The organism is Enterococcus cecorum, from assembly GCF_052119425.1.
Classification (GTDB): domain Bacteria; phylum Bacillota; class Bacilli; order Lactobacillales; family Enterococcaceae; genus Enterococcus_E; species Enterococcus_E cecorum_C.
In genome coordinates this window covers 1-21,820 of sequence record NZ_JBQKFH010000010.1, presented here as the reverse complement: position 1 = coordinate 21,820, position 21,820 = coordinate 1, and the positions used below count along the sequence as shown (strand labels likewise).

Annotated in this window: 16 protein-coding genes; 1 reads left to right on the top strand and 15 read right to left on the bottom strand. The window is 34.8% G+C overall.

The genetic code is table 11. The features are described 5' to 3' along the window. Positions 1 to 4: 4 nt before the first annotated feature. Both mutY and recX read right to left on the bottom strand, forming a co-directional pair. Positions 5 to 1,234 (bottom strand): A/G-specific adenine glycosylase, encoded by a 1,230-nt coding sequence (gene mutY, locus ACTQZM_RS03765; RefSeq protein WP_441652939.1) that lies wholly within the window; start codon positions 1,232 to 1,234, stop codon positions 5 to 7. Next, positions 1,227 to 2,018, bottom strand: coding sequence for a recombination regulator RecX (gene recX / locus ACTQZM_RS03760; protein ID WP_441652938.1), 792 nt, complete (start codon positions 2,016 to 2,018; stop codon positions 1,227 to 1,229). Before recX ends, mutY begins: the two co-directional genes overlap by 8 nt. A gap of 129 nt (positions 2,019 to 2,147) precedes the next feature. Between recX and rlmD the strand changes: the two genes are divergently transcribed. Further along, positions 2,148 to 3,518, top strand: a complete 1,371-nt coding sequence (gene rlmD, locus ACTQZM_RS03755; RefSeq protein WP_441652937.1) for a 23S rRNA (uracil(1939)-C(5))-methyltransferase RlmD — start codon at positions 2,148 to 2,150, stop codon at positions 3,516 to 3,518. 47 nt (positions 3,519 to 3,565) lie between these two features. Here rlmD and ACTQZM_RS03750 read toward each other — a convergent pair whose 3' ends face one another. From ACTQZM_RS03750 to ACTQZM_RS03690, 13 genes are all read right to left on the bottom strand, one after another. Beyond that, positions 3,566 to 4,198, bottom strand: coding sequence for a CatA-like O-acetyltransferase (locus ACTQZM_RS03750; protein WP_441652936.1), 633 nt, complete (start codon positions 4,196 to 4,198; stop codon positions 3,566 to 3,568). Between the two features lie 11 nt (positions 4,199 to 4,209). Further along, positions 4,210 to 8,550: a PolC-type DNA polymerase III gene (locus ACTQZM_RS03745; protein WP_441652935.1), complete on the bottom strand. Its 4,341-nt coding sequence runs from the start codon at positions 8,548 to 8,550 to the stop codon at positions 4,210 to 4,212. Between the two features lie 96 nt (positions 8,551 to 8,646). Then, on the bottom strand, positions 8,647 to 10,242 hold the full coding sequence (locus ACTQZM_RS03740; protein WP_441652934.1) for a His/Gly/Thr/Pro-type tRNA ligase C-terminal domain-containing protein: 1,596 nt from the start codon (positions 10,240 to 10,242) through the stop codon (positions 8,647 to 8,649). A gap of 16 nt (positions 10,243 to 10,258) precedes the next feature. After that, positions 10,259 to 11,527 carry an RIP metalloprotease RseP gene (rseP, locus tag ACTQZM_RS03735; protein WP_441652933.1) on the bottom strand — a complete coding sequence of 423 codons (1,269 nt, stop codon included), beginning with the start codon at positions 11,525 to 11,527 and terminating at the stop codon, positions 10,259 to 10,261. Positions 11,528 to 11,687: 160 nt separating this feature from the next. Continuing rightward, on the bottom strand, positions 11,688 to 12,131 hold the full coding sequence (locus ACTQZM_RS03730; protein WP_441652932.1) for a DUF234 domain-containing protein: 444 nt from the start codon (positions 12,129 to 12,131) through the stop codon (positions 11,688 to 11,690). Positions 12,132 to 12,262: 131 nt separating this feature from the next. Next, positions 12,263 to 13,069: a phosphatidate cytidylyltransferase gene (locus ACTQZM_RS03725; RefSeq protein ID WP_016252406.1), complete on the bottom strand. Its 807-nt coding sequence runs from the start codon at positions 13,067 to 13,069 to the stop codon at positions 12,263 to 12,265. Further along, positions 13,070 to 13,867 carry an isoprenyl transferase gene (locus ACTQZM_RS03720; protein ID WP_441652931.1) on the bottom strand — a complete coding sequence of 266 codons (798 nt, stop codon included), beginning with the start codon at positions 13,865 to 13,867 and terminating at the stop codon, positions 13,070 to 13,072. 139 nt (positions 13,868 to 14,006) lie between these two features. Next, positions 14,007 to 14,582, bottom strand: coding sequence for an HAD-IB family phosphatase (locus ACTQZM_RS03715; protein ID WP_441652930.1), 576 nt, complete (start codon positions 14,580 to 14,582; stop codon positions 14,007 to 14,009). 19 nt (positions 14,583 to 14,601) lie between these two features. Beyond that, positions 14,602 to 15,462 (bottom strand): decaprenyl-phosphate phosphoribosyltransferase, encoded by an 861-nt coding sequence (locus ACTQZM_RS03710; protein ID WP_441652929.1) that lies wholly within the window; start codon positions 15,460 to 15,462, stop codon positions 14,602 to 14,604. A gap of 10 nt (positions 15,463 to 15,472) precedes the next feature. Then, on the bottom strand, positions 15,473 to 17,152 hold the full coding sequence (locus ACTQZM_RS03705; protein WP_441652928.1) for a hypothetical protein: 1,680 nt from the start codon (positions 17,150 to 17,152) through the stop codon (positions 15,473 to 15,475). 202 nt (positions 17,153 to 17,354) lie between these two features. Next, complete coding sequence (locus ACTQZM_RS03700; protein WP_441652927.1) at positions 17,355 to 18,788, bottom strand: sulfatase-like hydrolase/transferase; 1,434 nt, start codon at positions 18,786 to 18,788, stop codon at positions 17,355 to 17,357. Positions 18,789 to 19,183: 395 nt separating this feature from the next. Then, the gene (locus ACTQZM_RS03695; RefSeq protein ID WP_441652969.1) at positions 19,184 to 20,107 is read right to left on the bottom strand and encodes a glycosyltransferase family 2 protein; all 924 of its coding nucleotides are present in this window, start codon (positions 20,105 to 20,107) and stop codon (positions 19,184 to 19,186) included. 122 nt (positions 20,108 to 20,229) lie between these two features. Further along, positions 20,230 to 21,820, bottom strand: a 1,591-nt coding sequence (locus ACTQZM_RS03690; RefSeq protein ID WP_441652926.1) for a GBS Bsp-like repeat-containing protein, incomplete at its 5' end; no start/stop codon positions are given.

Sequence of the window (21,820 nt, the reverse complement as noted above, 5' to 3'; positions counted from 1 at the left end):
ATGGCTAGAAATCTTTTTTAAGTTTGTACATTTTATTTAATAATTTATGCTGCATTTTGGGCAGTGGCAATTCTTTCATTTGCTGCATCGTATAAAAATCATCATTTGCAGTAGTTTCCATGAGCTTACCTTCAAATAATAGAATATGCCACTTTAAATGCGTAAATATGTGTGTAATCTCTCCTAAATGAGCTGGATTCCACAAAATTTTTGCTTGATTAAAGGGTAATTTGGATTTAGAAAACAGGGTTTGTATCGTTTGTGAACGTGGAAGTAGCTTAAAGCTAGTTTGATGCTCAGCAACAAGTGTATCCTCATCAAAGAGCGTAGGTTGTACAAAAGGTTGCTTGAAATCAAACGGTTCTTCTGAAAAGTTTTTTAAAAGATTTTTGTATTCTTCTTGCGCTATTTCGACAATTGGAAAATGAAGCATATCTTTTAAAAGTCTGCCTGCTGCTCTTTTCTCTAATAAATAGGCGTCTTTCGTGTTTTCAAGGGCAAAGGCTACAAAATATTGATCCTTAGGCTTGGCTTTTTTGCTTTTCACTGGAAACTGTTCTTGAAGACCTTCTTGCTTAGAAAGACAAAAACTGCTTAAAGGACATTCAGTACACTTCGGACTTGTCGGTGTACAGATACTAGAACCCAGGTCCATAAAGGCTTGGTTAAATTCACCGGGATATCTTTCTGGGATTATTTTTCTCACTGCTTGATCAAAAACTTTCCGACTACTCGCTTTAGCAATATCTTCCTTGATTAAAAAGAGTCGACTCACCACCCGCATCACATTTCCATCAATGGCTGGTTCAGGTAGATGAAAGGCAATACTACTAATCGCCCCGGTAGTATACGGTCCTATCCCCTTTAACTTACTAATCTCAGTAGGCGTTTGGGGAAATTTTCCATCATATTCATCCATAATTTGATTGGCGGCTACTTTTAAATTACGAGCTCTGGAATAATAGCCTAATCCTTCCCAGACTTTTAAAAGTTTTTCATCATCTGCATGAGCTAAATCTTTTATTGTTGGGAAAGTTTGCATAAAACGATGAAAATAATCAATGACCGTATCCACCCGAGTCTGTTGTAACATAATTTCAGAAATCCAAATGCGATACGGATCAGTATTTTCACGCCAAGGCAAATTTCGAGCATGCATAAAATACCAGTCTAAAAAATTTTTTTGTAATTGTGCGACTTCATTTGTCGAAAGTTGTTCAAAAGTATTATTCATCTAGCCATTCCTCATCGATATATTGTTGAATCAAACTTAGGTCAAAACCTTTTTGATAAAGTTTTTGTTTAAATTTTTGCTTTTTCTCATAATCATTTTTCCCTTTGATACGATGAATGATTTTTTCTGCCTCTTTCACTAATTTGGCGTACTCTGCTTCTTCATCGACTTCTAATTCAATTTGTTGCATCGCCTCATCCACCACTGCATAGCTAAACCCTTTTTGCACCAAAGATAATTTACACTTTTGTAGGATTTGATAGTGGCTTTGATTGCTTTGGCGTTTTAACATTTTTTCGGCCGCTTTTTTGGCAATCTCTATTTGCTGCTCTTTCGTATAAAGAGGCAAGACTTCCTCAATAATATTATCCGCAATTCCTTTTGCCTTTAATTTATTCGCAATCACTGTAGGTCCCTTATCATTTAAGCGTAAAGCCGTTTGCAAATAACTTTTCGCATATTGCACATCATCAATCAAACGCTGATTTTTTAGATACTGACAAATTTTTTGGATATCTTCAGCGCCAATTTCTTTCTCTTTCAGATAGGTTGCGATTTCATTTTCAGTACGTAATTGATAACTTAAATAATTTAAAGCCTGATGCAAACCGATATCATATGCACTTGCCTTTTTGATTTCGGCTAACAATGACTCATCGACTTCTTTTCCCTTTAATAAGCGAAATTTCACCAAGACGTCTTCAGATACGATAAAAGTCCGTTGATCATCAAGCGTAATTTCATAACTTTTCGCCTTTTTTTGCGTCATTTTTTGAATAATCATTCCTATCAGTCCTTTCGCGTACTTTTATTATTGTAACATATCTCACTAAAATAATAATCTATCTGAACTGTTGAAAAAAACTTAGCATATGCGTTATGATGTTACTAGCAAATGTGAAAGGAAAAGGACATGGTTCAACTTAGAGAAAAGCAAAAATTTCAAATCAAAATCAAACGTCTCGGCATTAACGGAGAAGGAATCGGCTATCACCAAAAAATGATTATATTTGTTGCCAACGCGCTACCTGACGAAGAAGTACTCGTACAAGTGACAAAAGCAACACCTAAGTATGCCTATGCGAAAATCATCAAAATATTAAAGCCTAGCAAAGACCGCGTACAGCCAGCCTGTGCCTATTATGATGCATGCGGTGGCTGTCAGTTGATGCATTTAAATTATCAGGCCCAACTTGATTTCAAACGCGATTTACTCAAACAAGCACTAGAAAAATTCAAACCCACGGGCTATCAAAATTATGAATTACGTCCAACGATTGGCATGCAAAATCCTTGGCACTACCGCAATAAAGCCCAGTTTCAGTTAGGTTTTAATCCAAAATTGAAAAAAATCGAAGCCGGTCTCTATAAAGAAAATTCACATCAGTTAGTTGCTATCGAAAATTGCCTAGTACAAGAAGAAACAACGCAAAAAGTATTAAATACCGTTGTACGTCTGTTGAATCGTTATCAAATTCCTATCTATAACGAAAAGAAAAAGACAGGTATATTGAAAACCTTGATGGTACGCGTGGGGATTGAAACTGGTGAAGTCCAATTAGTCTTAATTTCAGTCAAACGCCAAATTCCTAACTTAAATAGTCTTTTGCGTCTGATTCAAAGTCAATGTCCTGAAGTGGTGTCTATCATGCAAAATATCCAAGCCAAGCAAACATCACTTGTCATGGGCGATGAAACGATTCATTTAGCAGGAAAAGAAGCGATTACCGAGCAAATCAATGAAGTGGTCTTTGATTTATCTGCTAGAGCCTTTTTCCAATTAAATCCTACACAAACAAAAATTTTGTATGATGAAGCAATCAAAGCCTGCACGCTTACAGGAAACGAAAGCGTAGTAGATGCTTACTGTGGGGTAGGTACAATTGGTCTAAGTATAGCCAAACAAGCCAAAGAAGTTCGTGGCATGGATATTATCCCAAGCGCAATTGAAGATGCTAAGAAAAACGCCCAACGCCTCGGAGTAGCAAATACCCATTATGAAGTCGGAACAGCTGAAGATTTACTCCCTAAATGGTTAGCTGAAGGATTTCGTGCAGATGTCATTATTGTCGATCCGCCAAGAACAGGATTAGATGATCAATTATTAGCTGCACTTTTAAAATATCCTAGTCAACAGCTCGTTTATGTCTCTTGTAATGTATCGACCTTAGCGAAAAATTTAGTCACACTCAGTCAGAAATACCGCGTCGAATATCTGCAATCCGTGGACATGTTTCCCCATACGGCAAGATGTGAAGTCGTCTGCAAATTAACCTTAAAATAAGAAGAAAAGGATGAGAACCGCCATTGTGCAGCTCTCATCCTTTTATATTATAAGTTTTCAATCATTTGTGTCAATTTTTCAGCAAAACGACCAACATGTAAGCCGTCTACAAAGCGATGGTTGACTTCCAATGAGATCACTAATTCAATTTTGTCCTGATTTTTGGTATATTTTCCCCAGCTAATTCGTGGGATATTGTCATCTTTTGCCTTAGGATTCGCTAAATCACGCTCATTGGTTAAGGCTGTCAAATCAAGCCATGGCAAACATGAATAGTAAATCAAGTTTTCTTCAGCATAAGGTTCAATAAAAGTTGCTTGCTGACTTGATTGGACCTTAGCTTGCTGACAAAAATCGCGTAAATCTGCTTTTAAGTCCATCGTTACAATATGAAATTGCTCACTACCTTTTTTCAAATCGGCAAAACTAGGAATCCGTTCAGAAAATAGATAGACCTCTTCCTCTTTTAAGAAATAGCGAAAATTTTCTATCTCATTCATCGCTTGGCAAGTAAGATAAATCAAAGCATAGTAAAAAGATAGTTGCGACTCTTTACAATATTTTACTAAGTTTGTCACCTCTTGCTTAAAGCTCACCATGTAAAAAGGATTGGACATTTGAGAAAAAAAGGTAAAAACTTCGCGTCGAGGCCAAGTAGCTAAGTCAATTTTTTGCAACATAAAGATTCCTCCTAAAAGAGATTATCAAATAAAGAAAGTTGATTTTCTTCAGGTAGGCCATCAAGTACCCCATGTTCAGACATATATTCAATCAAAGTTTTTGAAACCTTACCACGAGTGGCTAAGTCTTCTTTGGATAAAAACGCGCCTTCTTCACGTGCTTGGACGATTTGTTTGGCCACGTTAATTCCCAAACTTGGCACTGCTCGAAATGGCGCAATTAACTTATTCCCGTCAATGACAAAGTTCACGGCATCTGATTTATAAAGATCAATCATCCCAAATTCAAAACCGCGTTCTAGCATTTCATTGGCCAATTCTAAGACCGTTAACAAGTTCTTTTCTTTGGTTGAAGCTTCCATTCCTTTTTCATTAATTTCATCCATACGTGCTTTTACTGCTGCTTTTCCTCGCGACATCGCCACCAAATCAAAATCATCGGCCCGTACAGAAAAATAAGCACAATAATAAAGAATCGGGAAGTAAACCTTAAAGTAAGCCACCCGTAACGCCATTAAGACATAAGCTGCAGCATGGGCTTTCGGGAACATATATTTAATCTTCAAACAAGACTCAATATACCACTCTGGCACTTCTTGTTTACGCATTTCCTCTTGCCAATCATCTGGAATCCCCTTACCTTTACGCACACTTTCCATAATCTTAAAGGCCAGACCATTATCTAGACCCGCATGCATCAAATAAACCATGATATCATCACGACAACCGATAACATCGGCTAGCGTTGTGGTACCATTTCGAATCAGTTCTTCAGCATTTCCTAACCATACATCGGTACCATGTGATAGCCCCGAAATTTGCAGCAACTCAGCAAATGTACTTGGTTTGGTTTGTTCTAACATGCCTCGAACAAAACGCGTCCCAAATTCTGGAATCCCTAATGTCCCTGTTTTTGAACCAATCTGCTCTTCGGTAACGCCTAATACTTCCGGACCTTGGAAAATCTTCATCACTTCAGGGTCATCTGTCGGAATGGTTTTCGGCTCAATACCGGATAAATCTTGTAACATCCGAATCACGGTAGGATCATCGTGACCTAGAATATCAAGTTTTAAAATATTATCATGAATCGAGTGGAAATCAAAGTGTGTGGTACGCCATTCCGCATTGATATCGTCAGCTGGATATTGAATAGGGGTAAAATCATACACATCCATATAATCTGGAATAACGATAATCCCACCAGGGTGCTGACCAGTCGTACGTTTTACACCAGTAGCTCCTTTAGCCAAACGATCCACTTCCGCACTACGATAGTGAAGATCATTATCACGCTCATAGCCTTTCACAAATCCGTACGCTGTCTTATCGGCTACCGTACCAATCGTTCCTGCGCGATACACATAGTCTTCACCAAACAAGACTTTAGTATAGTTATGCGCTTGGGGTTGATATTCACCCGAGAAGTTCAAATCAATATCGGGAACCTTATCTCCGTGGAAACCTAAGAAAGTCTCAAACGGAATATCATGCCCATCTTTTTTCAAACGAGTACCACATTTTGGGCAGGCTTTTTCCGGCATATCAAAACCAGAACCAAATTCACCATTAACATAGAACTCCGAATACTGACAATTTGGACAATGATAATGAGGTGCTAAGGGATTCACCTCAGTAATTCCCGTCATCGTCGCAACAAAGCTCGAACCCACCGAACCACGGGAACCAACCAAATAGCCATCCTCATTACTCTTATGCACTAATTTTTGAGCAATCAAATAAATCACTGAAAATCCATTCCCGATAATCGAATTTAATTCTTTTTCTAAACGCTTTTCAACAATTTCAGGTAGTGGATCCCCGTATAATTCTTTGGCCCGTTTATAACTTAACTCCGTAATTTCTTCTTCTGAACCAGGAATTTTTGGCGTATATAAATCATCTTTGACCGGAATGACGACTTCACACTGCTCATTAATCAAATTAGGATTCGTCACAACAATCTCTTGGGCTTTTTCCGCTCCTAAAAATTGAAACTCAGTTAACATTTCATCAGTCGTTCTAAAATGAACATCTGGTAAAGTATGACGATTTAATGGATTACCTGGTCCCATTGAGTTAATCAAAATCTTGCGGTAAATGGCATCTTCTTTATTTAAATAATGGACATTCCCAGTTGCTACGACAGGCTTACCTAATTCTTCACCAATAGCGACCAGATTTTTGATAATTTCTTCAAGGTCTTTTTCGTTTTTGACTAATTCTTGCTCAATCAAAGGGGCGTACACAGCTTTAGGCATAACTTCGATAAAATCATAGAATTGCGCCAGTTCTTTTGCCGCAGCCCGACCTTTTTGCATCATCGCGACAAAGACTTCCCCTTTATCACAGCCAGTCCCTACAATCAACCCTTCTCTTAATCGCGTGAGTTCCGTACGAGGAATTCGCGGCACCTTATCATGGAAATATTTCACATTAGATAAAGAAATCAGTTTGAATAAATTTTTCAAACCAGCCTGGGTCGTCACTAAGATTGTCGCATGAAAAGGACGCGCCAGTTTATAAGCATTTTCGCCACCAACACCACGATTTAAATCTTGGTGTAACTTCATATCATGCTTTTCCATCGCTTCTTTAATAAAAATCCAAGCAAGATGGGCCGTTGCTTCAGAGTCATAGATAGCACGGTGATGATGTTCTAAGCCAACATTAAATTTCTTAGTCAAAACCCCTAAGCCAAAACGTTTGAAATCTGGATACAAGTAACGCGCAAGTTCCAATGTATCAATAACTGGATTCGTTGAAATCGGCATACCTTTTTTATCATAGCTCGTATTTAAAAAGCCAATATCAAAAGAAGCATTGTGGGCTACTAAAATCGCATCACCGGTAAACTCTTTAAACATCTGTAGGACTTCTGCTTCTGATTTAGAGCCGCGAACCATATCGTCAGTAATCCCGGTTAATTGAATTGTCGTATTGGATAACGGATGACCTGGATCAATAAATTCATCAAAGGTATCAATAATATTCCCCTTATGCATTTTAACAGCCGCTAATTCAATAATCGTATCATATACAGCCGAAAGTCCGGTTGTTTCCACGTCAAACACGACATAAGTAGCATCTTCTAACTCGATTGGTGCAGGATTATAAGCCACTTCGACGCGGTCATCAACTATATTAGCTTCAACTCCGTAAATAATCTTTACGCCAGCTTTTTTACCTGCTTGGTGGGCTTCAGGAAAAGCCTGGGCACCTCCATGATCGGTAATGGCAATCGCTTTATGTCCCCATTTTCCAGCTTGGGTAACTAAATCGGTAATCGAATTGGTCGCATCCATGGTTGACATATTCGAATGTAGATGTAATTCTACTCGTTTTTGGTCATCTGGCGCATAATCTTTTCTACTTTCATGCGACACTTCAGATATATCTTGAGCCATCATCGTTAACTCATGAGAAAAACTATCTTCTTGAATACTTCCGCGCGCTTTCACCCACATACCTTTTTTCAGGGCATTAAACATTTCTACATCTTTATCATTATTTGAAAAACGTTTAACAATGAAAGAAGAAGTATAGTCAGTAATTTTTATTTGTAATAAGGAACGTTTTGACCGCAACTCGCGAATCTCAATATCAAAAATATAGCCTTCAAAGAGCACACGGTTTTCTTCTTCAACAATCTCAACCATTGGCGTAATTTCATCACTCGGATTAATTTCACGTCCCAATTGAATAGGTCCCGAAAAACTTGCTCCCTCTTCAGCCTTTTCTTGTTTGCGTTTTTCTTGATTGGCGATGGCTTTAGCTGCATTTTCCATCATGATTTGCGCTTGAGCTTGTTGATGTTCTTCGTAAGCTTGTTGTTCTAAACTTGCTAATTCAGCATCCAATTGTAAATTTAAACGGATTCTAGGGAAACCAAACTGCTGATAGTTTTTCTCAATTCTTGGCAAATATTGCTGATTTAATAACGGCATAATGGATTCAGAACTAACCGATAAATAAATCTTATTCCCATTTAGAATTGGTTTTTGTCCCTTTAAAGCTTGTTGTAACATTGGGGTATCACATTGCGCCTTCACAAGTGCCAAGGAATAATAATCTTGCAATAACTGTTGATTAAATTGCGTATTCTCAGCTTCAATAAATAACTGAACTTCTGCAATATTCTTAAAAGCCGCTTCTAAATGACTCACAAATGAATGATAAAGTTCAAAAGGTAAAATCTCCGCAAACTGTAGATAAAACAGCCATTTACGTTCAGCTTTTAAGACTTTGACTTGTTTCATCTGACCTTGCTTGATTAAAGGATGTTGCAAAATTTCAGGTGATAATTTCATTTGTTCAAGTAAGATATGATATTTTTCTTGTTGGATAGACAAAACAGACACCTCTTTTTTTTAACAATAAATAAACGTACAATCTATTATAGCAAAAAAAGCGATAGTCCGCGAAAGAAAATTCACGGCTACCACTTCTTATTCTGCATTTTGAGCTAATAGAATTTCTAATGTCCCGAGTAAGTCATCTAAACGCACTTCTACCTTAGATTGACTAGACATAATTTCTAATTCCACGACTTGATCGGCTGCTTTTTTACCGACAACGATGCGAATCGGACAACCAATCAAATCCGCCTCAGCAAATTTCACGCCAATACGTTCCTCACGATCATCGACAAGTACTTCATAATTGGCCTGGATTAATTTTTCCTCAACAAATTGCATCAATTGATTTTGATAATAATCTTGAATTTCCACAGCAATCAGATGCACATCAAAGGGCGCAATAGCACGAGGCCAACTCATTTTTTGACCCACACGCTTTTGATCGACAATTAAAGCAAAGATTTCTGATAAATTCATCGCAAAATGGCCTAATTCGATCTGAACACGCTCATTTTCATCATTGGTCACGTGAAAAACAGAAGAATCAATCGCACGCATATTTTCCACACGAGCAATTCTAACAGCCGAACTTGCCTCTAGTATCCCTTGACTTTCAATCGCTGTTTCACCAGAGTGCACCAAACGCAAATCAACAAATTGAACTTGTTCAAAATTTGCTAGATTGACATTTTGATAGTTCTCAGCAAGAAATACACAATCTGCTAAAAGATAATTTGCTTGCGTTAAGATGGTCTCATCCGCATAAATCTCACATTCAGCCAACAAATCATCCAAACTGGCAAAAACCTTCTCACCTTCAAAGTCTACTATCTCTTCGGTTGCTAAAACTTTATGCAATTTTACTATACTTAATTCATCCGCTTGACGCATAAAGACGGCAATCATTTTCTCTGCTTGTTTGAATAGCTGAATTTGTAACCTTGGCGCATCCTTTTCAATAGTTTGAAGATGTTCCAATGGTAGATAATTTTTCGCACTCACCTTGTTACTACCTTGACTAATTGCTAAAGTCTGTAAAGCTGCATACGAACCTAAAGAAGCCTTCAACACTGTCTCATAGCCATTTTCGGTATCTCCGGTAAAGACTTTTGATTGTAAGGCATGAATCCCATCGCCAGTTAACATCGCAAAGTCAATCTCACATTTACTTAAAAACTGGCTGATTGCCTTTAGTAGCTGCTGATAAATTGCTTCACGCCCTTCTTTTGTTGGATGAAGAAAGAAGCCATCGACAAAAAGTTCATGCGTTTCTTTTAATAAAGAGTGCATTCGCTTCACTTCATCTACCGCAATGGTTTGTACTTGATAAAAAGTAAGTGGTAGTTGACGATAAGACTGAATTTCGCGACTTAATAACTGAATCACCGAAAAATCAGTTAAAGCTAAATCAGTCACCAGCTGCAACTGATTATCGGTTAAGACACTTTCCTGTTGTGCCACTTGATTGGTCACACTAAAACGTAACTCATTAGCATCTAAAGCACGTAATTCAGCACGCAATAATAATTCTAGCTTTTGAATAATTCGATTGGCTAAGGGCAGGTAAGCAAAATCATGACTACCTACTTGACGAATATAGCCACCTTTTAAAAGTAACTGAATATACTCTGCCCCTTCTGTAGACGAATCTTTCATAGTTGGAATAAATAAATTTGACTGTTTCATTATTAACCCCTAAAAATTATCTAAAAAACATCCTTTGAATATCATTCCAAGTGACTAAAACAAAGAGCAATAAAATCATCCCTACACCAATCATGGTAATAATACCTTCGTGTTCTGGCTTTAATGGTTTCCGACGAATCGCTTCTAAAATATTTAATACGAGCTTCCCACCATCTAGGGCTGGAATTGGAAGTAAATTAAAAATCCCAATATTCACTGAAATCAACGCCATATACGCAATAATCGTAATGAGACCTTCATTGGCTACCTGCGCAGATTGTTGGAAAATCGCTACTGGACCACCTAACTTATTAATATCAGGCTGGACAATAATTGATTTCAAAGCTTGGAAAATCTGAGTGGCCATATTTATCGACACTTCAAAACCACCTGTAATCATTGTCATCACACCAGTTTTCTTATACATGGTGATCCCAATTTGACCCACTTTTTCATCATTGACCGTCACAGTTTTAGGTGTTAAGGTTGTTGTTTTGGTTTGACCATCACGTGTATATTTGACTTCAAGCGATTTCCCTGGATTTTTTTGAATTTCATCTACCAAATCATTCCAATTGCTGATTTTCTTGTCAGCAATCGTTTTGATTTCATCGCCTTGTTTCAATCCAGCTTGACTAGCAGGTGAATCAGGCATAATCTCACCTAATTTTGAAGTATTAGGATCACTCATCCCACCTTGCATAAAGACCAAAATCACACACAAGACAAAAGTTAAGATGAAATTATTTAACGGACCAGCAAAATTGGTAAGCATACGTTGCCATAATTTAGCTGACTGGAATTGTACATCTCGTGGTGCGATGCGAATTTCCGTACCATCAGATTCAATCACCGTCGCATCATGATCGACAGCAAAACGTACAAGCTTGCTATCGTCTCCATTGACATAGCCTTCAACGTAGAGCTCATCTTCTAAATCACTATCAGCAACCTCAAACGGAATACTATTTTCCAATTCCACTTTTTCGCAGCAATTCATCTTGTGCACGACATTATTTTCATCTACTACTAATGAAATAAACATCCCTGGTGTTAAATCGCCACCTTCATCCGCACCGGCCATTCGCACATAGCCGCCTAAAGGAAGCAAGCGAATCGTATAGGCGACCCCGTCTTTTCCTTGTTTTGCAAAGACTTTCGGACCCATCCCGATAGAAAATTCACGCACTAAAATACCAGATTTACGTGCAAAATAAAAATGTCCAAACTCATGAACAATGACGATAACTGAAAAGATAATCAAAAATACTAGAATCGATTTCATCTCATCACTCGCTTTCTCAAAAATTATTTTTAATCTAAACAAATTCTTTGATAAACACCTTTTCTCACTTATGAACTATTTTACAGTTTCTTATCTTATTTTTAAAGTTTTTTAGCTAAATATTGCGAAGATTTAACAGAGTAGACATGATTTTGCAAAGTTAAATTTCAGACAGATACGTATAAATATCCGCAAAAGTCACCAACTCGACATCACTTAATTGCTTGGCCCGTTTTTGACACGCTGGCGTAAAACCTGTTTTGCTAAACAAGAAATAATGATTATCCACATAGGGAAACATTTGACTACGGTGGATTAATTGATCTAACACCGGTGTATCAACCAGTTCATTTTTCCACTTACATTCACCAAATACTGACGTGTGCCCGGAAGTTCCCATAATATCGATTTCTTCTTGTTTTTTCGTTTGTGGATTCTTGCCCCACCAACTGGCTAAGTCTAAAAAGGAAAAACTCAAGTCATTTTGAAGCAGTCTTTCCCATAAATATTCGGTACAGATTTTTTCAAAAATAGAACCCATATATTGATCAAGGTGTGACTCAATATATCGATAGGTTTGCTCACTGACCTCTCTGGAAATCAAGCTAGTTAGTTGAGGGATATTTAGTATATCATAAACTACTAAATCGTAAACTACTAAATTATGTTCTACTTATTTGATAGTCCAAAAAAAGATAGTTAATCCCCATCGCTGAAAATTAACTATCTCAATATTTAAATTAAACCTAATAAATGCATGATTGGAAATACAAACAACATGCTATCGAAGCGGTCTAAAATGCCACCATGTCCCGGCAAAATCTTACCTGAATCTTTCACACCATAGTGACGCTTAAAGGCTGACTCTACTAAATCACCAAATTGACCAACCACTGATAAAACAATTGTCATCAAGGCTACAGTAAATAAAGAATGGTCAAAATACTGTTTAGCAGGGAAAATGATTAAGTAAATCACTGCTACAACGACCGCAGATAAAATCCCGCCTAAAGCCCCTTCAACCGTTTTGTTTGGCGAAATCTCAGGCCATAATTTGTTTTTACCATATTTACGTCCAAACATATAAGCACCAATATCAGTAGACCAGACAACTAGAAAGGCAAACATTAAAACGATAAGCCCATCCTTATCCATACGTGCGGATACAAAATTACCAAAGCCAATCCCAACATATAGACTGACTAAAACCGGAAAACAAGCTTCATCAAAAGTATAAGTATTTTTGGAAATCACACTTAATCCCAAAATCAGCATCACCACAAAATAATAAAGCATCCATTTTTCCGTATTTACTGGTAAAAAGCTAAACCATGGATTTTTTGGCAAGACGAGCACGATTGCACCGAGGGCCGCCAATACTCCTTCATAGCTTAATAACTGGATTTGACGCATTCTAAATAATTCATAAACGCCAATCACTGCTAATAATGCTGCCGTTAATTGCAAAATCGTACCACCAATAAATAAAATTGGTAAGAAAATCGCTAAAGCTACCACGGCAGTAATTACACGTGTACGCATTTATTTCTTATCCTCCTTATTATTTAAGCCACCAAACCGACGATCTCGCATTTGGTAACTCGCTAAAGCCTGCTCTAATGCTTTTTCATCAAAATCAGGCCAATACGTATCAGTAAAATAAAATTCACTATAAGCAAATTGCCATAATAGAAAATTACTAATTCGTTCTTCGCCACTGGTTCGAATCATTAGTTCAGGATCACGATATTCACTTGGTAAGAAACTAGTCATCAAGTGATCGGCAAATAGCACATCATCAATTTCTTCAGGTGCTATTTTTTCCTCTTGAACTTCTTTAGCGATATGACGAACCGCTGTTATTATTTCTGCTCGTGAACCATAATTAAAGGCAAAGTTAAGCACCATTCCTGTACAATGAGCCGTTTGTGCCATTGCTCGCTGAATTGCATCAAAAGTATGTTTAGGCAAGGCATCTAAATAACCCATCGCATGCACACGAATGTTATCTTCAATTAACTCTGGCACAAAAGTATCAAAAAAATCTATCGGCAATTTCATCAAATAATTGACTTCATCTTCTGGACGTTTCCAATTCTCAGTCGAAAAAGTATATAAGGTTAAGGCCTTTACCCCTAATTTTGCCGCATGCTTCGTAATTTTTTTAACATTGTCCATTCCTGCCTTATGTCCTGCAAAACGTGGCAAGCGACGATTTGTTGCCCATCGTCCATTACCATCCATAATAATAGCGATATGCTGAGGTACACCTAATTCAGGCTGAAATGTAAATTCTTCTATTTGACTTGATTTTTTCTTCTCAGGAAAAAAACGAAACACCTAGTTCGCCTCCTATCAAAATGTATCTATCTAGGCTATTATACCACAAAACCTCACGCAATTACCCACCTTTTTCACGAAATATAGGGATAATTAAAAAGTGAACACCAGGACAGACCTAGTGCTCACTGACAATCTCCTATTTTTTCCATTCACTTGGCTTTTTATCTTTTACGAAAAATGCCTTCCTAGCAATATTCGCCATTGGTTGATCAGAATAAGAATCAGAATAAAAATGATTAATTTTGACGCCTTCGCCAAAAGCTTGTGTAAATCTTTTCACTTTTTCTTTTCCATAACAATTGACTCCATCATACTTTCCAGTGTTCTTATCAACTAGCGAACAGATGAGTTTTACATCTAACCTTTTACAAATAGTTGCTAATAAAAATTCAGGTGAGGCAGAGATAATTACATCTTCAGGACTTGAAATATCTTTATACCAAGAAAATACTTTATGCTGATTCTCGTTCCAAAATTGATTTACCAAATAATCAATATCGTCTATTCCAAGCAAAAATGAATAGAATTCCTCCTTGAAAGTAGTTTTATCAATTATCTTCATTTTATATTTTACAGCTCCTAATATTTGTCTAGGTAAATAAAATATAAGTTTTGGATTTTTTCTTAAACAGTATTTATAAAAATCCAACGTACTATCTCCATCATAAATTGTTCCATCGAAATCAAATACATTTATTAATTTAGAATTCATTTTTTCAATCCTCGTTTTATCATAAGACGTATAAAAAGATAACCATAACTAAACAATAAATCAAGCATAGCAGAATTAACATTTTATCATGCAATAATACTTCAACAGGATCACCATCTGAATTCCCTTCAACATTCATACTATATGTTAAAGAAATTAATAATACAATCGGAACTGTCCAAACCAATAAATGATTTCCAGACATTGATTGTTGCTTATCCATTGTCCATAATGCATAAAAGACATTCGCTAGGCCTAGAAACATATACATGACTTTATCTAAAAATCCTTCAGTATAATACTTAAGTACCGCTCTTGTTTTTCCACTTGAAATTCTTTTTAACTCATTTCTTCTCTTACCTAATGCAAAGAAAAAAGAGATTGAAATTACTGTAAGATATAGCCAATCCGAAACACTAATATTCGTAATAACAGCACCATAGAGAACTCTCAATAAAAAACCAGAAACCAAGATAAAGATATCAACAATCGGCATATTTTTTAGACCATAACTATAGGCTATATTTAGTAAGATATAACTTGCTAGAATAATAATTGCAAGCAAGTTAAAATTAAGCCATGAAATTATCGCAACAATGACAAGTAACATCGCTAATAGCAAATAAGCATTTTGAATTGAAACTTTGCCAGAAGCAATCGGTCTATTACGTTTCGTTGGATGTTGACGGTCTTTTTCACAATCTTGAATATCATTAATGATATACACAATCGATGATACAGCGCAAAAGGCAACAAATGCAAGTAGATTTTGGCCAAATTTTTTACTAGTAAAAAGTTCACCACTGCCAACAACTGCTGCGAATACTAAAAAATTTTTAATATAATGATGAACCCTCATTAACTTTATGTAATACTTCATAATTAGCTCCTTAGACAGAGTAAGCTTGTACTGCAAATTTTATCATATCCATCATAGCAGGTACATTTTTATATAGTAATACAAGGATAGCTATACAAAAAACTAATGGAACTATAAATGATATTCTAAATATTTTTGCGAACTTTTCTACAAATCGATATATTAGAATAAAATATGCCCATCCAAAGTAAAGAGCATATAATATTAAACCATTTTCTTGTGTTCCCCATCCTAATATTAACAGCATAACAACAGAAAAGAATACCCAGAAGCCTGCAATTAAGCTCATTTTATCTCTGTAGTTTATTAACACACTTATTAAAACAATTACTAAAATTCCAATACCAATAATACTATAATCTCCTATTGGTGCAAGATGCCAATTATTTTCTGTAGTAATTCTTGTAGCCGTATTCGGTCCGATAAATAAATCATGGATAAAATATGTGAATTGAGCAAGTTTATTTTGAAAAGTAATATGCTCTCCAGAAAAACCACTTAATTGAATAATTTTTTCTTTAATATTATAAATAATATCAAATCGATCAAATAAAAGAAGCAATATTAAAAAATCGACTCCAGTTAAAATTAGCTCTTTAATAAAATGAAATACACTTTCTTTCTTTTGCTTACTTGAAACAAAAATTGAAGCACTAGTAATTAAAGTACCTATTGCTGCATTCATAGAAATAAAAGAAGGACGCGAATATACCATAATTTCGAATATTACAAATATTAACCAGAAATATGCAAATATATATTGTTCCATCATCACTGAGAATAATAGACTAGTATATGTGCATGAAACAAAAAACACAAAAATAATTCTTTTTATTCTATTAAGCTGTAATAAATTTGCAAGTAAAATATTCGCCAAAAACATTAGTGCTAGCTGACAAACATTTATTAAAAAAGCATTAATTGTAGCTGATGTATGGAAAATACGATTAATTAAATAAACAAATCCTGTAAATGGTGCAGAAAATATTGCAAATAATGGCTGACGTAAATCATTTTCAGTATGCTTTAAATATGCATAAACTTTTTCTTTTACCAATGCAGGGGAATCACTTGTATAAATCACATTATACATATTATCTGTTCCATAAAATGCCTGAGTTAAATTAAAAATATAAAACATTGTAATGACAAAAATGGCAAATATCAAAATATATGATATCAGTTCAATGATTGAAGTATTAGATAATATTTTCGATTTTTCTAATGACTCAATAATATAATTCAATATTACATCTATTATAATAGCTACAAAATATATTGAAACAACTATTAATATTACTGTAACTATCTTTATAGGATTATGTTGGAACGAATGAAAATTACTAATAAGATTAATCACTTCAGTCCTATTCCAGTATTTGTAAAACATCGATCCATTTTCAATACACACACCTATCGAGCTTAAAATCGAAAAAAATAATATATAAATATTTTTTTTCATCATCTTCTGAAATATATTTGGAATCAAAGACGAAAGAAGCAAAATCATACCAAAAGCAATTAGAAACCCTATAAAATCTCCAATACTATACTTCATATTTAGATAAAAAAAACCTGCAGCAGATATCGAAAAAAGCCAGTTACTTTTTAGATTAAGAAGAAAACTATCTCTACTTTTTTTACTTGATAAGTATTTCCAAACAAACGTAACTATATGAAAATTGTTCATTACCCTACTCCCTCAATATATTTTTTAATGTACATAAATTAAAACAAAAGTATTATATTATGAATACAATATAAATTCAACGCTGTATAATAAATGGTTTATATTTTCACGCTATTAACTGAAATAATAATTAATTGAAAAAAAAGAGAAGAGACAACACATTCTCTTCTCGAAACTATATTATTACAATTAATAGCAATAATTAATTATCTTTGGCTATTTTCTGATCATAATAATCCGACTTTTTGGTAACTTCATCTTCAAAGTTTTGATAGCCCAAACGTTCTGGAACCGTCTTAGTCCCAGAGAATAAGTTTGTACCTAAACCTAAGCGATTACCCTCAATTTCAACTCCTAAAGCAGCTAAAGTAGTCGGATACAAATCAAAGGTCGTAAATTGACGATTTTTAGCATTTTCAGCCTGAATAGGTGAATTAATGATTTCATTAAAGACTGTTCTTTGATACTTATCAGAAATATCATTGAAGTAATCTTTGTCCATACTTAAATGGTCTCCAGAAATCACGATTGTTGTATTTTCATAGAAAGGTTGTTGCTGTACCCAATTGATAAACTCATTTACCAATTGATCAGAGTAATGAATAACATTCGAATATTGAGTATCATATAGTTTGGGTGTTTCAGCTGACATATACCCATCTTCAAAATGCGTATCAGCCGTAAGCATGGTTAAATTAAATGGTTTATCGGATGAAGCGGCTTGAGTCACTACATTTTTAGCATTCTCAAACAGCTTTTTATCCTCATACCCCCACCATACATGATAATCACTTGGAATCCATTTATTCTCTATCGCATAATTATAATCTAGAATTTGATAGTTTCCATGTTGTTGGAAATAAGTTTTTCGTCCACCAAAATTCGCATCTGAACCTAACAACAATAAGTTTTGGTATCCATTCTTTTCTAAAATATCTCCAATGGAATAGGCACCTGGCAAGAATTGCTTCAAATTTTGATAATTGGAATTGTTGTCCAACGTATTATTATCTAAAGAAGTACGAACAGGAACACCTGCAGATTGGGCTACCATTCCACCAACTGTAAATCCCGTTAAACGAATAGGAAGCGCACCACCAATGGTATCAGTATTAGAAAAGTTAATTGCTTCTCCACTCTGAATACGATTGGTCAAATTAGGTAAAAGATTTTCTTTCTGTGCACCACCTAAATCTTTTGAAATATAGGTAGTTTCCATAGATTCCATGAAAATATAGATTAAATTACGTTTCTTCTCTGGAAATGTTAAGTTTACCTTTTCCGGATTGATATATGCTTTTTCATACAACCCACTTTTTTCGAAAAAGTAAGATTTAACTTCAGCATATCCAATTTCATTAATACTTATAAAGAAGCCAAAAATCAAAATTACTACCGATAATACACTCATCAATAGTTTTTTGAACCTTATAAATTCAAAAACAGTAATCCCTTTTTTTAGTTTTGTTAAACGATTAATACCGTAAAAAATGAAAATTAAGATAAAAATAAAGAATAAGCTTTGCATTAAGGGCCCAAAAATATACGAATCAATTTGTGACTGATCAGTACCTTCAACTGGCTGGGTAAGCGTGAAAATAATTTGATTAATAGAAATTCCTTGGAAATGATACATCGCCCAATTTGCACTCAATATGCAAAGTAATGCAATCCAAGAACAAAATGTAAATATCCCTACAAAGATTTTATCTATAGTTTTTAATGTTTGATGTTGTGTATATAACTCTTTTTTATTAAGAATATATACGATTAGAAATATAGCTACCGAAACCATTATATATATAAAATAGCAATATATATTTTGAGAAAAGTTTTTCAAGCGAAATAAATTAATTAACTGAAAATCATCAACTTTAAGCAAAATAAGGTAGACAGAAGTAACCAAACTGCCCATTCCCCAATATAACGAAAAGAAAAATCTAGAAAACACATTTTCTTGTTTTGAAACATTTACGATAAATAGCACTGCTATCAATAATATAGGAAAAAGTATCATTAAACCATCTCCATTTATTTTTTATCTCGTTCTTTAACAATATAAATAGGTCTTTTTTTCGTTTCTAAGAAAATTTTACTAATATATTTTCCAACAATACCTAGGCATAACAATTGTATACCTCCAATGAAAAGGATAATACAAACCAATGAAGGCCATCCAGATGTTGGATCATTGAAAATTAATGTTTTCACTACAATAAAAATCATCGCAATAATCGAAACAAAACATGAAAACGCGCCAACAAATGAGGCAAGATTTAAAGGTACTTCCGAAAAATTTACAATACCATCAATTGAATACTTAAACAGGCTCCAAAATGACCAAGATGTCTGACCTGCAACACGTTCACGATTTTCATATTCAAGATACTTAGTGTTATAGCCAACCCAGGCAAATAATCCTTTAGAAAATCGATTGTACTCGGATAATTCTAGTACAGAATCTACCATCTGTCTAGTCATTAATCTAAAGTCACGCGCTCCATCCACCATTTCTACTTCACCGATATGATTAATAAGTTGATAAAATTTTCTTGCAAACCAGCTTCGGATTGATGGTTCACCTCTTCGATCAATTCTTCTTGTACCTACACAATCATACACGCCTTGATCTAAAATTCGAACCATTTCAATCAATAGCTCAGGGGGATCTTGTAAATCGGCATCCATGACTGTCACATAATCTCCCTTTGCTTCTTTTAATCCCGCATACAAAGCAGCTTCTTTCCCAAAATTTCGCGAAAATGAAATATAGTGTACATCTTTATTTTGCGATAACGCTCTTAACCTGTTAAGAGTTCTGTCTTTTGATCCATCATTAACAAAGATATACTCAAATTGATAATCTTGTAGTTTATGATTAATCTTTTCAGTCTCATTATAAAATATTTCAACGGTTTCTTCTTCGTTGTAACAAGGAACAACTATAGATATCAGTTTCAAAATAAACCTCCACGATATTTTCTCTTTAAGATTATATCATAATAAATCGAAAAAAAAGTATAAAGAGAACTTTTATTCTAATTCTCTTTATACCCTTTAACTTTTTGAGCAAATCCCTATTTGATTGTAATTGCATTTCCTTGATATTCTTGATTGAATTGTGCGATTGTAATCCAATGAATTGCCCCACGAGAATAAGTTTTATTTGTTCCGCGTGAACCAGGTCCATCAGAAGCTCTCATATAAAGTGGATCATGTACTTTAAATTTACCATCTTTATAACCTACAATTACTTTACAGTGATTACGAACGTTATCAACTTGATATCCTGAGAATCCATAATATAAGACTGGTTGTCCGTTTAATACCGTATCAATAATTTGTTGGGTAGAAGAACCAGAAATATTATATACAGCATTTGTCCATTTATGTGCATGACGAACTAGTCCAGAAGGTTTAATTACAAAACCGAATCCTTCACCAGTATAAACATTACCTAATTGTCCATCTTTATTAGCTGGATACATTGGAAGTGTGTCTTGAGCATATTTTAAGTCAACATGGATACCACGAGACTCAATTAACATCGCCATTGCAGCAGAAGCACAACCCCAAGGAGCAAATACTGGTTTATATTGACTAATCCAAGGAACATTTGTCATCTCAATTCGATTATATACACCATTCAATTGAACATTTCCAGCAACATAACCTATTTTTTGATTTTTATTATTAGTCATATAAACATGAGCTGTGTATCGCCCATTGCTGAAATGATGATTTTTCACATTAATTGAAGCTCTATAAGTATTTGCCGCAACTTTCGAAGCAGTATACCATTTAATATCACTTTGATTTTGTTGATGCCAAACAGGGACAGAAACTGATTTCACACCACTTGTTGACTTGGTATAGACAATCACATCAAAAGTACCTTTGGACTGATTAATATTTGTTATTTCAGCACTAACAGCTTCTGTTAAATTCGTTGCAGTTACATTAACCGTTGGTAATGCCTTTGCTTTAACCTTTCCATTATTCGCATACATGTATACATGAGTAGTATAATTTCCTGTATTAAACTTATGGTTAGCTATATTCATGTGTACAACGTAGCTACCATCAGATTGTTTACTTGCTTTATACCACTTAATATCTTTTTGATTTTTATCTGACCAAATTGGTACATAGATTTCTTTGATTCCTGAATCAATTTGACCCTTTACTACAACATCATAGGTTCCATGTAAACCATTTACATGCACTATTTCGGCTGTTAATTTAGTATATTTGTCAGGCAGATTTGTATAACCAAGTGATTTTGCTTTTACCTTTCCATTATTGCCATACATATATACGTGTGTCATATATTCTCCACGATTGTATTTATGATTGGCAATATTCATATGAACAATATAGCTACCATCGGCTTGTTTACTTGCTTTATACCACTTAATGTCTTTTTGTTTCTTATCTGACCAAATTGGCACATAGATTTCTTTGATTCCTGAATCAATATGACCATTAATGACTACATCGTATGTTCCCTTTTGCTCATTTATATTTTTAATTTCAGCTTCTAATTTCGTATTGACGTCTGGTAAGTTTGTATAACCTAATGATTTAGCTTTTACTTTTCCATTGTTACCATACATATATACATGCGTCATATATTCTCCACGATTGTATTTATGATTGGCAATATTC

Bases quoted from the DNA above. Each gene is read 5' to 3' on its own strand.
- mutY (WP_441652939.1), bottom strand. From the start codon at position 1,234: ATGAATAATACTTTTGAACAACTTTCGACAAATGAAGTCGCACAATTA.
- recX (WP_441652938.1), bottom strand. From the start codon at position 2,018: ATGATTATTCAAAAAATGACGCAAAAAAAGGCGAAAAGTTATGAAATT.
- rlmD (WP_441652937.1), top strand. From the start codon at position 2,148: ATGGTTCAACTTAGAGAAAAGCAAAAATTTCAAATCAAAATCAAACGT.
- ACTQZM_RS03750 (WP_441652936.1), bottom strand. From the start codon at position 4,198: ATGTTGCAAAAAATTGACTTAGCTACTTGGCCTCGACGCGAAGTTTTT.
- ACTQZM_RS03740 (WP_441652934.1), bottom strand. From the start codon at position 10,242: ATGAAACAGTCAAATTTATTTATTCCAACTATGAAAGATTCGTCTACA.
- rseP (WP_441652933.1), bottom strand. From the start codon at position 11,527: ATGAAATCGATTCTAGTATTTTTGATTATCTTTTCAGTTATCGTCATT.
- ACTQZM_RS03725 (WP_016252406.1), bottom strand. From the start codon at position 13,069: ATGCGTACACGTGTAATTACTGCCGTGGTAGCTTTAGCGATTTTCTTA.
- ACTQZM_RS03715 (WP_441652930.1), bottom strand. From the start codon at position 14,582: ATGAATTCTAAATTAATAAATGTATTTGATTTCGATGGAACAATTTAT.
- ACTQZM_RS03710 (WP_441652929.1), bottom strand. From the start codon at position 15,462: ATGAAGTATTACATAAAGTTAATGAGGGTTCATCATTATATTAAAAAT.
- ACTQZM_RS03705 (WP_441652928.1), bottom strand. From the start codon at position 17,152: ATGAACAATTTTCATATAGTTACGTTTGTTTGGAAATACTTATCAAGT.
- ACTQZM_RS03700 (WP_441652927.1), bottom strand. From the start codon at position 18,788: ATGTATCATTTCCAAGGAATTTCTATTAATCAAATTATTTTCACGCTT.